We start from the raw sequence: 16,396 nt of genomic DNA on the forward strand, positions 1-16,396 counted from the left end.
GATGCACCGTGCAGCCTGGGCCACCCTCGCCGTCGCGGGCGCGGCGGTGTGGCTGGCGATGGCCAACGGCGCCCCGCTCGCCGGCGTCAGCCATCTGTTCGCCGTCTCCGCCTGTACGGTCGCCGGCGGCCTCGTCCTGCGGCAGCGGCCGGCCAACCCGTTGGGCCGGCTGCTGCTGCTCGGCGCCGCGTGCTTCGTGTTCCTGGAGGCGTTCGGCCAGTACGCGATCCGCGGCCTGCCGGGCGCGACCGCGGCGGCGTGGCCGCAGACCTGGCTGTGGGCGCCCGCGAACCTCGCCCTGGCCGCGGTGCCCGCGTTCTTCCCCGACGGCCGCCCCGGCCGGTGGATGCGCCGGGCACTGTGGACGGTCACCGCCCTCGCCGCCGCCGCCGCGGTCACCGGCGCGCTGAAGCCGGGGCACAACGACCAGGTCGGGCCCGACGGCCTGCCCAACCCCCTGGGTGTGGCCGGGTTCGGCGGCGTCGCCCCGCTCGTCGAGTCCGTGTTCACCGCGGCGGCGGGCCTGCTGTTCGTCGCCGGCGCGGCCGGGGTCGTCGCCGAGGCCGTCACCGCGACGGGAGCCAGGCGCGCCCAGGCCCGCTGGCTGGCGTACTCGATCGGCCTCGTCGCGCTCGTCGTCGTCGGCCGGCTCGTCGCCGGGCTCACCGACAGCCACCGGGACAAGATCTGGCCGGCCGGAAACGTGTGGTGGGACCTCGCCGGCAGCGTCTCCCTCGCGCTCGTCCCCGCCGGGATCGGCGTCGCCGTGCTGCGGCACCGGCTCTTCGACATCGACCTGCTGATCAGCCGCACCGCCGTGTTCGTCGTGCTGACCGGCGGCGTCAGCTGCGCGTACCTCGTCATCGTCGGCTATCTGGGCGCCTCGTCCGTGGTGGCCGCGGTCGCCGCCGCCCTGGTCTTCGGCACGGCCCGCACCTGGGTGCAACGCCGGGTGAATCTGCTGGTGTACGGCGAGCGCGACGACCCCTACACGGTGCTCGCCAGGCTCGGTGAACGGCTCGCGCAGACCCAGGACCCCCTGGCCGTCCTGGCGACGAGCACCGCGACGGTCCGGGAGGCGTTGCAGCTGTCGTACATCCGCATCGACGCCGACGGAGGGCGCTCCTACGAGATCGGGACCCGACCGGCGGAGCCCGTCGAGCTGCCGCTCGTCGCCGGCGGCGTCACCGTCGGCACGCTGCTCATCGGCCCGCGGCCCGGCGAGCCGGCGCTCGGCCCCCGCGACCTGCGGCTGCTCACGGACGTGGCCAGGCACATCGGGCCGGCCGTGCAGGCCGGCCGGTTCGCCGCCGACCTGCAGCGCTCCCGCGAACAGCTCGTCCAGGCCCGGGAGGAGGAGCGCCGCCGGCTGCGCCGCGACCTGCACGACGGCCTCGGCCCCACCCTCGCCGGGCTCACGATGCGGGCGGAGACCGCCCTCGCGGTCGGCCCGGACGCGGCGGAGCGCCTCCTGGAGGAGATCGTCCGGGACGCGGAGACCGCCATGGCCGACGTGCGCCGGCTCGTGGAGGGCCTGCGCCCGCCGGCCCTGGACACGCTCGGGCTGCGCGGCGCGCTCGTCGGCCACCTCGCCGGCTGGCCGCCCGGCGGGCCGCGGGCCGGCGTGGACGCCGCCGACGACCTGCCGGCGCTGCCCGCCGCGGTGGAGGTCGCGGCGTACCTGATCGCGGTCGAGGCGCTCAACAACGCCCGCCGCCACGCCGGCGCGACCACGGTCCGGCTAGCGTTGCGGGTGGACGGCGACCGGCTGTGGCTGTCGGTCACCGACGACGGCCGGTTCACGACCAGCGGCGCGGGGGTGGGCATGCATTCGATGCGCGAACGCGCCGACGAGCTCGGCGGCACCCTCGACGTGGCGGCGACCGACGAAGGCACCACCGTCACCGCCACCCTGCCGATCGGAGGCATCGCGTGAGCGAAACCGTGCGGGTGCTGATCGTCGACGACCACGCGCAGTTCCGGGCGGGGCTGCGGGCGTTGCTCGCCACCACCGGCGAGGTCGAGGTCTGCGGCGAGGCGGCCAGCGGCGAGGAGGCCCTCACCGCGCTCGCCCGCGCGCAGCCGGACGTCGTGCTGCTCGACCTCGCGATGCCCGGCATGGGCGGGATCGCCGCGACCCAGCGCATCCTGGAGGCCAGCCCGCACGTGCGCGTACTGGTGCTGAGCATGGCCGACGACGACGACTCGGTGTTCGCCGCGCTGCGTGCCGGGGCTCGCGGGTACGTGCTGAAGGGCGCCAGACGGTTGGAGATCATCCGCGCGGTGAAGGTGGTCGCCGACGGCGAGGCGATCTTCGGCCCGGCGATCGCGACCCGGCTGATGGGCTACTTCGCCAACGTCGACCGGGACCCGCCCACCCCGGCCATCCCCGGGCTGACCGCGCGGGAGCACGAGATCCTCGCGTTCGTCGCGCAGCACCTGACGAACCCGCAGATCGCGCAGCGGCTCGGGCTGAGCCAGAAGACGGTCCGCAACCACGTCTCCAACATCTTCGCGAAGCTGCAGGTCGCGGACCGCGCCCAGGCCATCGACCTGGCCCGCGAGGCCGGGCTGGGCTGATCGATTCCCAAGATCCGCGGCCGGTGGCGCCGGTAGGCTCGCTGGTGCCGGCCCCCTCCCTTGGTTTGGACCTCACCCCACCATCACGGAGGTCATCGAAGCCATGCACACCGCAGCATCGACCCCGAACGCCAACTACGGCTACCCGTTCCCCGGCCCGCAGCGGCCGACCGGCCAGGACGTGATGGACAACGTCTTCTTCGTCGGCGCCGGCGACTGGGAACGCATCCGCGCACAGGAACGCTTCGACCACATCGTCATCGGCACCGGGCACTGCGGCCTGGCGTTCGCCGAACAGGTCCTGCAGCGCCGCCCCGAGGCCAGGATCCTGATGCTGGAGCGCGGGACGTTCTTCCTCGCCGAACACTTCCAGAACCTGCCGCTGCCGTACGAGCTGACCCTCGGCGGGCTGTCGGAGACGTTTCCCTGGACGCTCTCGTCGCGGACCGTCAACGGCAAGCACATCCGCTGGCAGCACGGCATGGTGCCGTTCGTCGGCGGCCGGTCCATCATGTGGAGCGCATGGTGCCCACGGCCAACGGAGGCGGAGATGGCCGGCTGGCCACGGCCGGTCATCGACGTCGCACACGAATACTTCCGCTCCGCGGAGCGGCTGCTCAACGTCGTGTCCGCCGGCGACATCGACAGCGGCCCGACGGCCCCGCCGCCCGGCTTCCGCCCCGTCTTCGGCGCGCTGCAGCACCGGCTCACCGACCGCCTCGCCGAGGACCTGCACCGGATCCCGGCCGCGACCCGGGTCATGCCCGCTCCCCTGGCGGTCGGCGCGCCGCAGCTGCATGGCCTGGACTTCGACAAGTTCGCCACGCCCGGCCCGCTGCTCGGCCTCGTCGACCGGCAGCGCCGGCTCGCCATCGAGGGGCACGGCAGTCCGCTGCACATCCTCACCGACTGCACCGTGCGGCGGATCGTGTCACAGGACGGGCGGGCGACCGCGCTCGACACCAGCCGCGGCATGATCACCGTCGGCGACGCCGACGTGGTCCTCGCCATGGGCACGCTGCCGCCGACGACGTTGATGCTCAACTCGTTCCCGCAGCTGCGGCACGCCGGAGAGCGGTTCACCGCGCACTTCATCAGCGCCGTCGTCGCCCGGGTGCCGCGCCAGGACTACCCGTTCCACGGCGAGATCGCCGACCTGGAGCTCGGCGCCATCTACCTCGCCGGCCTCGACGAGGGCAGCCACGGCCAGTTCCACGTGCAGCTCACCGTCCTCGCCGACCGCGACCCGCAGGCCAACGCGCAGACCGCGGCCCGCCACATGCCGGACGTCGTCGCGACCGCCACCCCGGAGCAGCTGCGCACGTCGACCGACCACGTGGTCTTCGTGTGCGCGGTCCTCGGCGAGCTCGACGCCGACAACCCCGACAACTGGCTGCACCGCCACCCCGACGGGCCCGACGCCGAGGACCCCACCACCAATGTGCTGCTGCAGGTCGTGCAGAACGACCGGGACGGCGCCACCTGGGACACCATGGACACGGCGACGTTCGCGATGCTGGAGGACGTCCTGTCCCCGAAGGGCGCCGAGCGGGTCGAGTACTGGCACGTCGACCCCGACGGACGGCACGGCCGCTGGCTGCCGCACCGCCCGCCGACCGACCAGATCCGGGTCCCAGCCCTGGTCCATGAGGGCTCCACGATGTGGATCGGCGAGCACGACGACGCCCCCGTCGGCCTGGACTACCGTCCGCGCGGCGTCGACAACGTCTACGTCACCGGCGGGTCGCTGTGGCCGCGCGGCGGGTCGTGGAACCCGACGATGACGATGGTCGCGCTCGCCCAGCACCTCGCCGACCTGCGCACCGACGCGGCGAAGAACCGCTCCCGCGACCCTTACGGCTCCCTCGAACAGCGGCACACGCCGTACACCATGTCCTGAACCATCTATCCTGCACCGGTGGACTGGCTCGACTACCTCGGCTGGGCCGGCTCGGCGGTGCTCGTCTGGTCGCTGTCCCAGGCCCGTCTCCTGCGCCTGCGGGTGCTCAACCTGATCGGGTCCGTCGTCCTCGTCGTCTACAACGCCGCGTTGAGCGTCTGGCCGATGGTCGGCCTCAACGCGGCGATGACGGCCATCAACACCTACCACCTGTACAAGATGCTGCGGACCCGCCACGACGAGGCCACCTACACCGTCGTGCAGGTCGGCACCGACGACACGTTCCTCGCCCACGTCCTGCGCGTGCACTGGGCGGACCTGGCGAAGTTCAACCCGTCGTTCCGGTTCGACGACAACCCCGACCGCGCCGCCTTCCTCATCACCCGCGCCGACGAGGTCGTCGGCGTCCTCTTCCTGCGCCCCGCCGACGGCCCCGACGCCGAGGGCGTCGCCCAGATCGAGCTCGACTACGTCACGAAACGCTTCCGCGACCTCAGCCCCGGCGAGTTCGTCTTCCGCAGCAGCGGCCTGCTCACCGCCCGCGGCTTCCACCGCGTCCGCACCCCACCCGGCATGCTCGCCCCGTACTACGGCCGCCTGGGCTTCCACCGCGTCGGCGACCACTACGAACTGGAGCTGCCCAGCCCGCCGTCACCGGCTTGAGCCGGACCACGTCGCCGCTGCCCGCGCGCCGGAGCCGAACCGCGCCGTCGGCCGCGAGCAGGTACGCGTCGATGGCGGCGGCGAGCGTGGCGGTGACGCCCCACTCCCGACACGGAGGAGCCGCCGGACGGACAGATGTCGTACAGTGGCAGGCACTTCCGATCCCGATCGACGCGATCCGGCGGTGCCGCCGCCGGGCCTCACCGTGCGGCAGGTGGTGCCACATCGACCCGGAGCGCGCGATGCAGCGGCAGCTCATGGCGGCCATGTGCGACGCATACACGAAACGGTCCGACCTGGACCAGATGGTGTACTTCGTCATGGAGAGGAACCTGCCCGCCATCGTCGGCGACCAGGGCCTACAGGACGTGATCTTCGAGATGATCCGCGCCGCCGCGGCCGAGGGCTGGCTGGACGAGCTGATCGACGCCGTCATCGCCGACCGGCCCGGCAACCGCTTGGTCAAGCAGTTCACGGCCGCGCACAGGCCGGCCGTGCCGGCCGTGCCGGCCATGGCGGTGATCCCGGTGCCCGCACCGCCGGCCGCGGTGCCGCACGTCCGCCCGCCCGAACCGGCCCGGCGGACAACGCGCCACCTCGCCACCCGGACAGCCGTCGGCGACGGGCCGCAGCCACCGCAACGGGAGGTCGAGGCCGCCGGGGCAGGACCTGTTGCCGCGACGGACCCGCCGATGGTGGTCGTCCACCGTGAGCCGTATCTGATGTCTCCGGCACTGGCTGAGGTCGTCAACGCGGCGATCGCCATCGGTCGGCCGCTGCTGCTGCAGGGCGAGCCCGGCGTCGGGAAGACCCGCCTGGCCCACGCCGTCGCGTACGAGTTCGGACTTCCGCTGGAGCAGATCCCCGTCGACTTCGGCACCCGCGGCCGCGACCTGCTGTACGAGTTCGACGCCGTCCGCCGCCTCGCCGACGCCCAGACGGGTCACCTCGCACCTCCGCACGCCTACGTCCAGTTCGGTCCGCTGGGCCGCACGATCGTCCGGGCCATGCACGGCCGCCGGTCCGTGCTCCTCATCGACGAGATCGACCGGTCGGGCCCCGACTTCCCCAGCGAGCTGCTACGCGTCCTCGAGAACCTGCGCTTCGAGATCGCCGAGGCGCCGGGCGAGTCGTACGGGGTGCCGGCCGACCGGCCTGACCTCCGCCCGATCGTGATCATCACGAACAACGAGGAGCGGGCGCTCCCGAGCGGCTTCCTGCGCCGCTGCGTGACCCATATCGTCGAGCCGCCGGACGACCCGGCGACGCTCGACCAGATCCTCGTCCTGCACGGCATCGACGACCCGGACCTGCGATGGCACGCGATCCGCGTGTTCCTCCGCCTGCGGGCGATGAACCTCGAGCGCAAGCCCGGCCTCAGCGAGCTGCTCGACTGGGTCGCCTACCAGCAAACCGTCGGCGCCCGCCCGGCCAACCTGCCGTTGTTGCCGTCGCTCGGCATGCTGGTGAAGCGCCGCGCCGATCAGGTGGCCGCCGCCCGGGCGTTCGCGTTCGACGACGGGTGACGCACGGAGGGCGATCCGCTTGTACGGCCGCCGGCGGGACGACATGTCAATGTGTCGACCGGTTGGGGGGATCTGGCACACGCAGCGTTGTCGTACAGTGACAGTCGCTCCGGCCAGTCGATCGAAGGTGGTGCCGCATCTCCAGTCCGTTGACCGGCCGGCGCGCCCTGCCGCCGGCCCTCGCCGCGTTCTGAGGAGGTGCGGCATCGAACGCCCGCAGGTCCTGCAGTTCGCCGCCGCGATGCGTGACGCGTACACCAGCTGGTCGCAGGTCGAAATGGTGGTGTACTACGCCGGACACGACCTGGCGGCGATCATCGGTGACGTCGGGCTCGACGCGGTCGTGTTCCGACTGCTGCGGCAGGCGAAGGCCGAGGGCTGGCTGGACGCGCTCGTCGACGCCGTGATCGAGGATCGGGCGGGCAACACCCTCGTCAAGCGGTTCGCCGAACAGCACGGCCGGTCCGCCGAGGTCGCGTCCAGTCTGGCGGTGCCGCCGAACGTCCGCGTCCTGGACTCCACCTACTTCGACCTGGAGGCGATCAGGAAGACGGTCGTGCACCGGGTCGTACGCCAGCCGCCGGGACTGCACGCCATCAGCCTGGCCTCACGCGAGGACATCCTGGTCAGCAAGTTCAGCACCTGGCTGCAGCACCTCCTCGGCGAGGCCGAACACGTCGGCACACTGACGCTGCAGCCCGAGTTCGCGCAGCCGGACCTGCGGGTCAAGCAGGTCCTGCAGCAACTGCCGGACCCGGACGACGGCGGCCGGATCTGGTCGGTCCGCGTCGATCACGCGCCGCTGACCGTGGTCCGCGACTTCTGGCAGGGGGTCCGCGACAACTGCCCCCAGCTCGACCAGTGGTTCGTGCTGATCCTCACCGGTGCACCCGGACCCCTGTGCCTCGACGGCGTCATCGACCTGGCCGAGCCGGTGTTCGGCAACGAGGACGTCTCGGCGTGGGTCTCCGACGCCCTGATGGAGATGCGATGGGACCGCCAGCTCCTCGCGCCGTGGAGCCGCTACGTCGAACAGGAGGCGACCGTCGCGGGGGTCCTCGACGTCCTGCTCACCTACGGCGCGCTCGACAAGAGCATCGGCGCGCTGCGCAAGGATCCGCACCCGCAACGATTCCGGCACTGGCTGGAGAAGGTGAGCTGACGTTGTACGTCCACACCGTCGACACCTCGATGCGCCTCAGGGCCGACCGGCCGGCACCGGAGGTGCAGGACATCGAGGACGTCGAGGTCCACCCGATCGCCGAACAGGATCCGCCGGTACGGCAGATGCGTCCGGAGCCGTATCTGCTGACACCTCAGCTCTGCGAGGCGGTCAACGTCGCGATCACCCTCGGCCGGCCGCTGCTGCTGCAGGGCGACCCGGGCGTCGGCAAGACCAGGCTGGCGCACGCCGTCGCGTACCGGCTCGGGCTGCCGCTGGAGCAGGCGCACATCAAGTCGACCAGTCGCGGCCGGGACCTGCTGTACGTCTTCGACGCCGTCCGTCGGCTCTCCGACGCACAGCTCGGCGGCGTCGGTGGCGCGCCCCTGCCGGACCAGGCGGCCTACGTGCGCTTCGGCGCCCTCGGCCGGGCCATCGTGCGGGCCTCCTACGGCCGCCGCTGCGTGCTGCTCATCGACGAGATCGACAAGGCCGACCTCGACTTCCCCAACGACCTGCTCCGCGAGCTCGACGAGCTGCGTTTCGACATCGACGAGGTCCCCGGCGCCCGGCACCTGGTCCCACCGGACCGCGCGGACCTGCGCCCGATCATCATCGTCACGAACAACGAGGAGAAGCAGCTGCCGGGCGCCTTCCTGCGCCGCTGCGTCTTCCACTTCGTGGAGTTCCCCGACGACAGCCTCGACGCGATCCTGCAGATGCACGGCATCCGCAGCCAAAGCCTGCGGCACAACGCGATCGAGGTGGTACGCCGCCTGCGGGTCATGGGCCTCAACCGCGCGCCCGGCCTCAGCGAGCTGCTCGACTGGGCCGACTGCCTGCAGGCCGACGACGCCGACCCCGCCAGGCTGCACACGCTGCCCAACGGCGGCGCGCTGATCAAACAGCGCGACGACCAGCTCAAGGCCAGGGAACGGCTCAGCGCACCGTGACCGCCCCGATGCCGTCGTTCGTCCGGGATCTCGTCACCCGGCTGCGTCGGCGTGGCCTGCCGCTCGGCGTCGACGACTGCGCCGCCCTGCGGACCGCCCTCGCCGCCGGGCACGGCCTCGACTCCCCCGCGAAGCTGCGGGCCCTGTGCGTCACGCTCTGGGCCAAGTCACCCCGCGACGCGGAGCTGATCAACGCCACGATGCATCTGGTACGGCTGCCGGACTGGCCCACCGCCGACACCCCTTCCCCGTCCAAGCCGGCCGACGTCGCCCTCGGTGAGCGGGCCGCACAGACCGCACCGGGCATCGATGCCCCCACCGCGGCACCCGCTCCCGAGCAGGTCGAGGAGGAGCTGACCGTCGTGGTACCGCCGCGCCACGCCGGCCCGGCCGAGCCGCCCCACTCGGGCATGACGTCGCCGTTCCTCGTCGTCCGGCCGCAGTACCCGGTCGCCGAGCGGGACGTCGCGCAGATCTGGCGGCGGCTGCGGCGCCCCGTCCGCCGCGGCCCGCTGACCGAGGTCGACGTCGACGCGACCGTCGACCGCTTCGCCCGCACCGGCCTCGCCGAAGGCCCGGTCCTGGTGCCCCGCCGGGTCAACGCGGCCCGGCTGCTGCTGCTCGTCGACCGCGACGGCTCCATGGCGCCCTACCACGGGTTCGTCGACCACGTCGTCGGCTCCGTCGTGCGCGCCGGGCGCCTCGACGACATCACCGTCGCCTACTTCCGCAACACCCCCGGCCGCAGCCGCGACCGCAGTGCCTTGGCGTCGCTGCCGGGCACGCTCGCCGTGGACCTCGACCCGATCCTCGACCGCGTCCCGCCGCTGAACACCGGCCGGGTGTACCGCGACCCCGAGATGCTCACCTCATGGCCCGTCGCCGACCTGCTCTCCGGCGTCACGCCCGCCACGGTGGTCGCCGCGATCAGCGACGCCGGGGCGCTGCGCGGCGCGTTCGTCACGACCCGGCTGTTCGACACCGTGGCCTTCGCCCTGTCGGTGCTGCGTCGCGGTGCCCGCCTCGTCTGGCTCAACCCCGTCGCCTCCGACCGCTGGCCCGGCACGACCGCCGGCCAGATCGCCCGGCACGTGCCGATGTACCCGCTGACCCGCGCCGGCATGTACGGCGCCGTCGACGCGCTACGCGGCCACCCCGTCCCGCTGGAGCGCCCGCTGTGACCGTCTTCGACCGGGTGTCGACGGCGGCCGCCAGGCTCGCCGAGGCCCGCGCGGCCCTCCCGCCGGGAGCCATCGAGCTGGCCTGCCACGCCGCCGTCCCCGTCGCCGTCGACCCGACCCTGCTCAACCTGCTGCGGATCAACTTCTTCGTCGACCCGCCGCACGACCTGCCGTGGTCGGTGGAGGCCGCGCTGCTGACGTCGCCGCTGTTCAAGGAGCTCGGCGGCGACCTGTACGAGATCGACGACGACCTGCGTCGCCACCTGCTCATCAGCCTGCGCACCACCTACGGCCCGGACCGCGCCGTGCAGGTGGCGCTACTGCTCGAACGGTACTGCGACCGCCCCGGCGTCTGGGGCGCCCACCCGTTCCTGGAGCAGGCGCAGCGACTCACCGCCATCGGCATCATCGACCCGTCGGCGGCTCACCGCTGGCTGGAGGACGCCGCGGGAGACTCCGGCACCGAGGCCGGCCTGTCGAAGGACTGGTTCGTCGCGATGCGGGGCCGCCTCGACCGCCAGCCGGACCCGGCCCTGCGCCTCGACACGGAGATGGACGAGGCGATCGCCCTGCTGCCGTCCAATGCGGCGGTCCAGAGGCTGGCCGAACTCGGCCAACTCCCCGGCGCCGACCTCGACGCCATCCGCGACGCACTCGGTTTCGTGCGCTCGGACGCGGCGGCGTCGGCCCTGGCGCTGCTGGACCGCCTGGCTGGCCCTGAGTCCTCGGACGCGGATCTGGAGGACGCACCGGTCCCGCTGACCGACCTCCTCGGCGCGTTCCCGATGTGGGACGAACATCTGGACGGCCGCCTCGTCCCAGTCCCGTTCGGCGTCGACAACGCCGGCAGGCCAGTCACGCTCGACCTGGAGCGGCACGGCCCGCACGGGTGGATCATCGCTCCCGCCTACACCGGCCGACGCCAGCTGCTGCGCACGATCGTCCTCGCGCTCGCCGCGGCCCACCCGCCGCACGAGCTGGAGCTGCTCCTCGTCGGCGCGTCCGTCCCGCGGACGTTCACCGGCCTGAAGGACCTGCCACACACCGTCGGCGTCATCCCCGGCCCGCTCACCCCGATCAGCGCCGGGCGGCTCGCCGACGACATCGGCCGCGAACTGGACCGCCGCCTGCACATGCCCGCGAACCGGCCGAAGCTGGTCATCGTCATCGATAAATACCTGAACCTCCCACCACACCCGGACAGTCTTGTCGGCCGGCTCTTCAACGCCGACGACGCCGGTCTCCACGTCCTGCTGACGGACGGATCCCACGACTTCCGGTCGCCCGGGTTGCCGGAGCATCTGGGGTTCGAGATGCGACTCGAACCGAACGCGCTGCCCGGTTTCGGCACCTTCACGACTCGCTCCAGCGAGCCGCAACAGTTCCGGGGCGCCGTGACGTTCCTGCCGCACGACCCTCCGAGGCGCGACACTGTCGCCGAATGGCTGGTCGCACGGATGTCCGGACTCGCCGGCCCGAGACCCTGGATCGCTGCACCGGCCCCGTCCGCGCAGCCGGCGCTGCTGGACCTGCTCGGCCCGCGCCGCGTCGTCGAGGGCCGCGGCCTCACCGCCGGCTCCCAGGCACTCTGGGGCAAGGCCGCCGGTATCGCCGGCAGCGTGGGCCGCAAGGACGGCACCGGCTACGAGCCGCTGGAGCTCGACCTCACGACCGGCAACGTGGCGATCGTCGGCATGCCGTACACCGGGCGCGTTGACATCCTGATCTCGCTGGTGCTGTCCCTCGCCCTGACGAACACCCCGGACGAGGTGCAGTTCGTGCTCCTCGACCGGGGCGGCGGCCTGGCCCCGCTCTTCGCTCTGCCGCACATCGTGCTCGCCATCGGCGACGACGAGGACCCGCAAGCCCGAAGCGAAGCGCTGCGTGCGGCGGTGCAATTCATCGAACGGCGCCGCGGCAAGCGCCGGCTCTTCCTCGTGGTGAACCAGTGGGGCCCGCCCGACCTGGCTGAGCTGCTCACGCTGGCGGCCGCCTCGCGCGACCCGTCACACGGCTTCCACATCCTGGCGTCGGCCGAGTCGTGGGACGTCGGCGGCATCGAGTCGTTCACCACGAGGATGGAGACGAAGCTCGCGGACCCGTCGACCTCCCGCATCGACGCCGACCGCGCCGCGCAGCTGCACGCCGAACGACTCGACTACGGCCTCGCCCCGGACGGCGAACCCTTCGTCATCGGTCTCATCGGCGAGTACCGCGCGGACAACCGCGACAATGCCGCCGCGCTCGCCACCGACATCGCCATCCAGTGGACCGCCTCGGCGGCCGGCGGTCAGCGGCGGTTGGGCGGCGGACGGTTCGCGTTGGTGATCGGCAACCTCAGGTACGGCGACACCGTCGCCATGCGGGGGAACGTCGCCGCGATGGCGGAGGTGCTCGGCGATCCGTCGATCGGCGGGTTCGCCGTGACCAGCACCGTCGACCGTGACCCGCAACGGATCCGCCAGGCGATCGGCGAGTTCTTGTCCGATCGCACGTACACCGATCAGGTGGTGCTCTACCTGGCCGGCCACGTGCTGCGTGACCTCGACGGGCCGAACGCGGTCGCCGGGGTCGGTGTCCAGTGGCTGCGCACCCGGCTGAAGGCGTGCCGGGCCCGGCGCCAGCTGGCGATCCTCGACGTCTGCACCGCCGGCGAAGGCGACGGCACGCGCCTCGCCGACCTGCTGAACGGCGCCGGTGACGCCACCGGGGCGTGGATGGTCGGTTCCTATCCGCGTGGCGGGTTCCCGAGGTTCACCCGCGCGCTGGTCAGCGGGCTCCGCGACGGCTCGGCGGACAGCGACGGCGACGGCGTCATCACCGCCGGCGAGGCGTTTCAACATGCGGTCGCTGACGGCGTGGCCGCTGGTGCATGGACACCGCTGCTGCGCAGGAACGGCGCCGGGCACGGGTTCGTCATCGCCGCCGCCTGACAGCGAGGCGCCCCGGCGAGGTCTGGAGAACAGGACCACGCCGGGGCGGTTCCCCCGCCCCTGGGGGCTCAGCCGAACGCGCGCAGCTCGTAGATCCGGGTTGCGGTGTCCGTCGTCTGGGTGGGTGTGGTGATGTTGAGGCGGACGTAGCGGGCCGAGAGCGCCACCGGGTGGGTGGTGTTCGCGGCGGTGTTGTTGGTGACCGTCACCGGGATGCTCCAGGTGGTGCCGTCGTTGGAGACCTGGATGGTGAAGGCCTTCGTGTTGTAGTCGGCGGGCTCGCCGCCGGCCTGGGCGTGGGCGACCTCGAAGCGGGTCAGGGCGCGGACCGAGCCGAGGTCGACCTGCAGCCAGGCGCCCGCGACGCCGGAGCAGAACTTGTCGGTGTTGCCGCCGGAGACGCTGCCGTTGACGGCCTTCTCGGGGCCTTCGGTGGTGGCGCACGCGGTGGAGCCCGTGGCCGGCCGGTTCAGGGCCAGGTTCACCGGGACGGTCGCCGAGCCGTACGCCTCCAGCTCGTAGATGCGCGTCGCCCCGTCGGTGGTCTGCGTCGGGGTGGTGACGTTGAGCCGGACGTACCGGGCGGACGTCGACGCGAACTGGTGGATGGTGACCGGGTCGGCGTTGTTGGTGACGGTGACGGGGGTCGACCAGGTGCTGCCGTCGGTGGACAGCTGCAGGTTGAACGCCTTGGTGTTCAGGTTGGCCGTTTCCGCGCCGGCGCCGGCGTGCTTGACCACGATCTTGTTCAGCGACGCGGCGGACCCGAGGTCGACCTGCAGGTAGGCGCCGGCGACCGTGGAGCAGAACTTGTCGGTGTTGCCGCCGGTCACGCTGCTGTTGACGGCCTTCGACGGGGACTCGTCGGCGGCGCACGCGGTGGAGCCGGTGGCGGGCTTGCCGGCGGCCAGGTTCACCTGGGGGGCGGGGAGGGCGGTGTGGTTCGACGACGGCGGGGTGTCGCCGGCGCCGGTGCCCCACGAGCCCGGCGTGCCCGTCACCGTGTAGGCGAGGTTGCCGCCGTGCGCGATGTCCGCCTGCGACAGCCAGGTGCGGCTGAAGCCCGTGCCGTTCAGGGTGGCGGTGCCGATGTAGCGGTTGCTGTCGCTGACCGACGGGGCGGTGATGTTCATGACGCCGCCCTGCTGGCTGCCGTACGAACCGATCGTCACCTTCGCCGACGGGAACTGCGGCGTGCTCACCCCGTAGAAGTTGGCGCCGTTCATCAGCGGGTACAGGCCCAGCGACGAGAACACGTACCACGCCGACATCGTGCCGAGGTCGTCGTTGCCGGTGACGCCGTTGGGGCCGTTGGTGAAGAGGGTGTAGGCGGCCCGCAGCACCGTGGAGGTCTTGTACGGCTGCCCGGTCCACAGGTACGTGTACGGCGCGAGCAGGTCGGGCTCGTTGTTCGGGTTGTACGTGGTGAAGCTGTAGTAGTCGTAGGCGCCGTTGACCCAGGTGTTGTGCGCGGTCCCCGACGGGTCGGTCAGCAGGTTGTTGTAGGCGAAGAAGCTGTCGAGCCGGTTGTTCGCCGCGGTCTTGCCGCCCAGCAGCGAGACCAGGCCGTCGGGGTCCTGCGGGACGAGCCACTGGTACTGGTGGGCGCCCGCCTCGTGGAAGGTGTGCGAGCCGTCGGTCGGCGAGTACGGGGAGCCCCACACGCCGTTGGCGTTGCGCGGGCGGAAGAAGCCGATCGACGGGTCGAACAGGTTGCGGTAGTTCTGCCCGCGCGCCTCGAACATGGTGGCGTCGGCGGTGTTGCCGAGGCCGCGCGCCATGATGGCGAGGGAGGAGTCGGCGGCCGCGTACTCCAGGGTGGCGGAGCTCGGGAACTTGCAGTCGTGGTCCATCGGCAGCACCGGGCCGCACGTGACGCCGGTCGGGATGTAGCCCAGCGACGCGTAGTACGGGTTGCCGTTGCGGCCGTTGATGTTGGTGGGTACGCCGAGCGCGTTCTTGCGCAGCGCCGCGTACACCTGTGACTCGTAGCCGCCGAGCAGGCCGCGCGCCCACAGGTCGACGAGGAACGGGGTGACCGGGTCGCCGGTCATCGTGTTGGTCTCGGTGTTGGCGAGGGACCACTTCGGCAGCCAGCCGAGCTCGCGGTCCACCGCGAGCAGCGACAGCCCGTAGTCCCGGGCGACCTGCGGCTCGAGCAGCGCGACGAGCTGGTTCTGCGCGCGGTACGTGTCCCAGAGCGAGAACGTCTGGTAGGGCGTGTACCCGGACGCGGTCCGCACCACGTTGTCGAAGCCGCGGTAGGAGCCGTTGACGTCTCCGGACAGGTTGGGGTGCAGCAGCGAGTGGTACAGCGACGTGTAGAACGCCACCTGCCGGTCGGTCGTGCCGCCGTCGACCTCGGCCTTGTGCAGCTTCGCGTTCCACGTGTCGCGCGCGGCGTTGCGGATGGTGTCGAAGTTGAAGCCGGCGGCGCTGGTCTCGGCGCTGAGGTTGGCCTGGGCTCCGGCGATCCCGGTGTACGAGAGGCCGACCTTCGCCGTCACGACCCGGTCGGACGAGGTGTCGAAGCGGACCCAGCCGCCCTTCGCGCCGCTGCCGGACGAGGCGCGGCTGCCGCCGGTGAACGTGGTGCCGGACCAGGTGCCGAAGGAGGCGAACGGCCGGCTGAACTTGGCCGAGAAGTACACGGTGTGCGCGGGCGCCGAGGCGCAGAACCCGGCGGTCGTCACGGACCCTTCGACGGTGTCGCTGCCGACGATCGAGATCGACGACGACTGCGCGCCGGTGCCGGTGCCCCGCGCCTGCGCGGTGTTGAACAGCACGTTGGCCTGGGTGCTCGACGGGAAGGTGTACCGCTGCCAGCCGCTGCGCAGCGTCGCCGTCAGCTCGGTGGTGACGCCGTTGGGGGTGGCGAGCCGGTAGTAGCCGGCGGTCGCCTGCTCCTGGGCGTGGTTGAGCGTCTGGCCGTAGGTGTTGGGGTCGGCGGAGTTGACCGCGCCGATCGTCGGCATGAGCGGCACCTCACCCATCACGGGGCAGCCGACGCCGGACAGGTGGGTGTTGGAGAAGCCCCACACCTTGCCGTGGTCGTAGTTGTACCCCGTGCCGTGGCCGGTGTCCGGGCTGACCTGCACCATGCCGAACGGCAGCGCCGCACCCGGGAAGGTGTTGCCCTCCTTCTGGGTGCCGATCATCGGGTTGACCAGCGTGGTCAGGTCCGCCGGCACGGCCGCCTGAGCCGGCGGCGCGGGCAGGCCGGCGACGGCCGTGGTGACCGCCGCGGTGACCGCCACCAGCAGTGCGCTGAACCGCAGTCTTCTCACAAACGCTCCGTTCGGATGCCACGGCACAGCCGCGGTGAGTGTCCCTGTGACCGCGGCGCGCCGATCGCCGAGGGAAGGAAGCTGGCGGGCTTCCTGCTGGAGAGGTTGGTCGCTGCCCCGAGTTCTGTCAATACTTGACATTTGCTACGGCCGTCGATCCGGTCCATCCACGGACACGAAAACGCCCGCCGCGCCGGTGCGGCGGGCGGGC

General features: G+C 72.1%; 10 protein-coding genes. 9 read left to right on the forward strand and 1 reads right to left on the reverse strand.

Annotated features, from left to right (window positions below; translation table 11 throughout):
• Position 1: 1 nt before the first annotated feature.
• The 9 genes from ACQEVZ_RS51155 (at position 2) to ACQEVZ_RS51195 (ending at position 12,898) form a co-directional block, all read left to right on the forward strand.
• Positions 2 to 1,936 (forward strand): sensor histidine kinase, encoded by a 1,935-nt coding sequence (locus tag ACQEVZ_RS51155; protein ID WP_433382629.1) that lies wholly within the window; start codon positions 2 to 4, stop codon positions 1,934 to 1,936.
• The gene (locus tag ACQEVZ_RS51160) at positions 1,933 to 2,580 is read left to right on the forward strand and encodes a response regulator (protein WP_433382631.1); all 648 of its coding nucleotides are present in this window, start codon (positions 1,933 to 1,935) and stop codon (positions 2,578 to 2,580) included. The genes ACQEVZ_RS51155 and ACQEVZ_RS51160 overlap by 4 nt, the downstream gene beginning before the upstream one ends.
• A gap of 103 nt (positions 2,581 to 2,683) precedes the next feature.
• Complete coding sequence (locus tag ACQEVZ_RS51165; protein ID WP_433382633.1) at positions 2,684 to 4,480, forward strand: GMC oxidoreductase; 1,797 nt, start codon at positions 2,684 to 2,686, stop codon at positions 4,478 to 4,480.
• An 18-nt stretch (positions 4,481 to 4,498) separates the two neighbouring features.
• Positions 4,499 to 5,143 carry a hypothetical protein gene (locus ACQEVZ_RS51170; RefSeq protein ID WP_433382635.1) on the forward strand — a complete coding sequence of 215 codons (645 nt, stop codon included), beginning with the start codon at positions 4,499 to 4,501 and terminating at the stop codon, positions 5,141 to 5,143.
• 242 nt (positions 5,144 to 5,385) lie between these two features.
• A complete protein-coding gene (locus ACQEVZ_RS51175; protein ID WP_433382637.1) occupies positions 5,386 to 6,669 on the forward strand; it encodes an effector-associated domain EAD1-containing protein in 1,284 nt (427 codons plus the stop codon).
• A 49-nt stretch (positions 6,670 to 6,718) separates the two neighbouring features.
• Positions 6,719 to 7,831 (forward strand): effector-associated domain EAD1-containing protein, encoded by a 1,113-nt coding sequence (locus tag ACQEVZ_RS51180; RefSeq protein ID WP_433382639.1) that lies wholly within the window; start codon positions 6,719 to 6,721, stop codon positions 7,829 to 7,831.
• Between the two features lie 2 nt (positions 7,832 to 7,833).
• Positions 7,834 to 8,784 carry an AAA family ATPase gene (locus ACQEVZ_RS51185; protein WP_433382641.1) on the forward strand — a complete coding sequence of 317 codons (951 nt, stop codon included), beginning with the start codon at positions 7,834 to 7,836 and terminating at the stop codon, positions 8,782 to 8,784.
• A gap of 8 nt (positions 8,785 to 8,792) precedes the next feature.
• Positions 8,793 to 9,965 carry a VWA domain-containing protein gene (locus ACQEVZ_RS51190; RefSeq protein ID WP_433382643.1) on the forward strand — a complete coding sequence of 391 codons (1,173 nt, stop codon included), beginning with the start codon at positions 8,793 to 8,795 and terminating at the stop codon, positions 9,963 to 9,965.
• The gene (locus ACQEVZ_RS51195) at positions 9,962 to 12,898 is read left to right on the forward strand and encodes an FtsK/SpoIIIE domain-containing protein (RefSeq protein ID WP_433382646.1); all 2,937 of its coding nucleotides are present in this window, start codon (positions 9,962 to 9,964) and stop codon (positions 12,896 to 12,898) included. The genes ACQEVZ_RS51190 and ACQEVZ_RS51195 overlap by 4 nt, the downstream gene beginning before the upstream one ends.
• Before the next feature lie 68 nt (positions 12,899 to 12,966).
• On the opposite strand, the gene ACQEVZ_RS51200 is transcribed toward ACQEVZ_RS51195, so the two are convergent.
• Positions 12,967 to 16,185, reverse strand: coding sequence for a GH92 family glycosyl hydrolase (locus ACQEVZ_RS51200; protein WP_433382649.1), 3,219 nt, complete (start codon positions 16,183 to 16,185; stop codon positions 12,967 to 12,969).
• Between the last annotated feature and the right edge of the window lie 211 nt (positions 16,186 to 16,396).

This window comes from Dactylosporangium sp. CA-152071 (assembly GCF_050936335.1).
GTDB lineage: Bacteria > Actinomycetota > Actinomycetes > Mycobacteriales > Micromonosporaceae > Dactylosporangium > Dactylosporangium maewongense.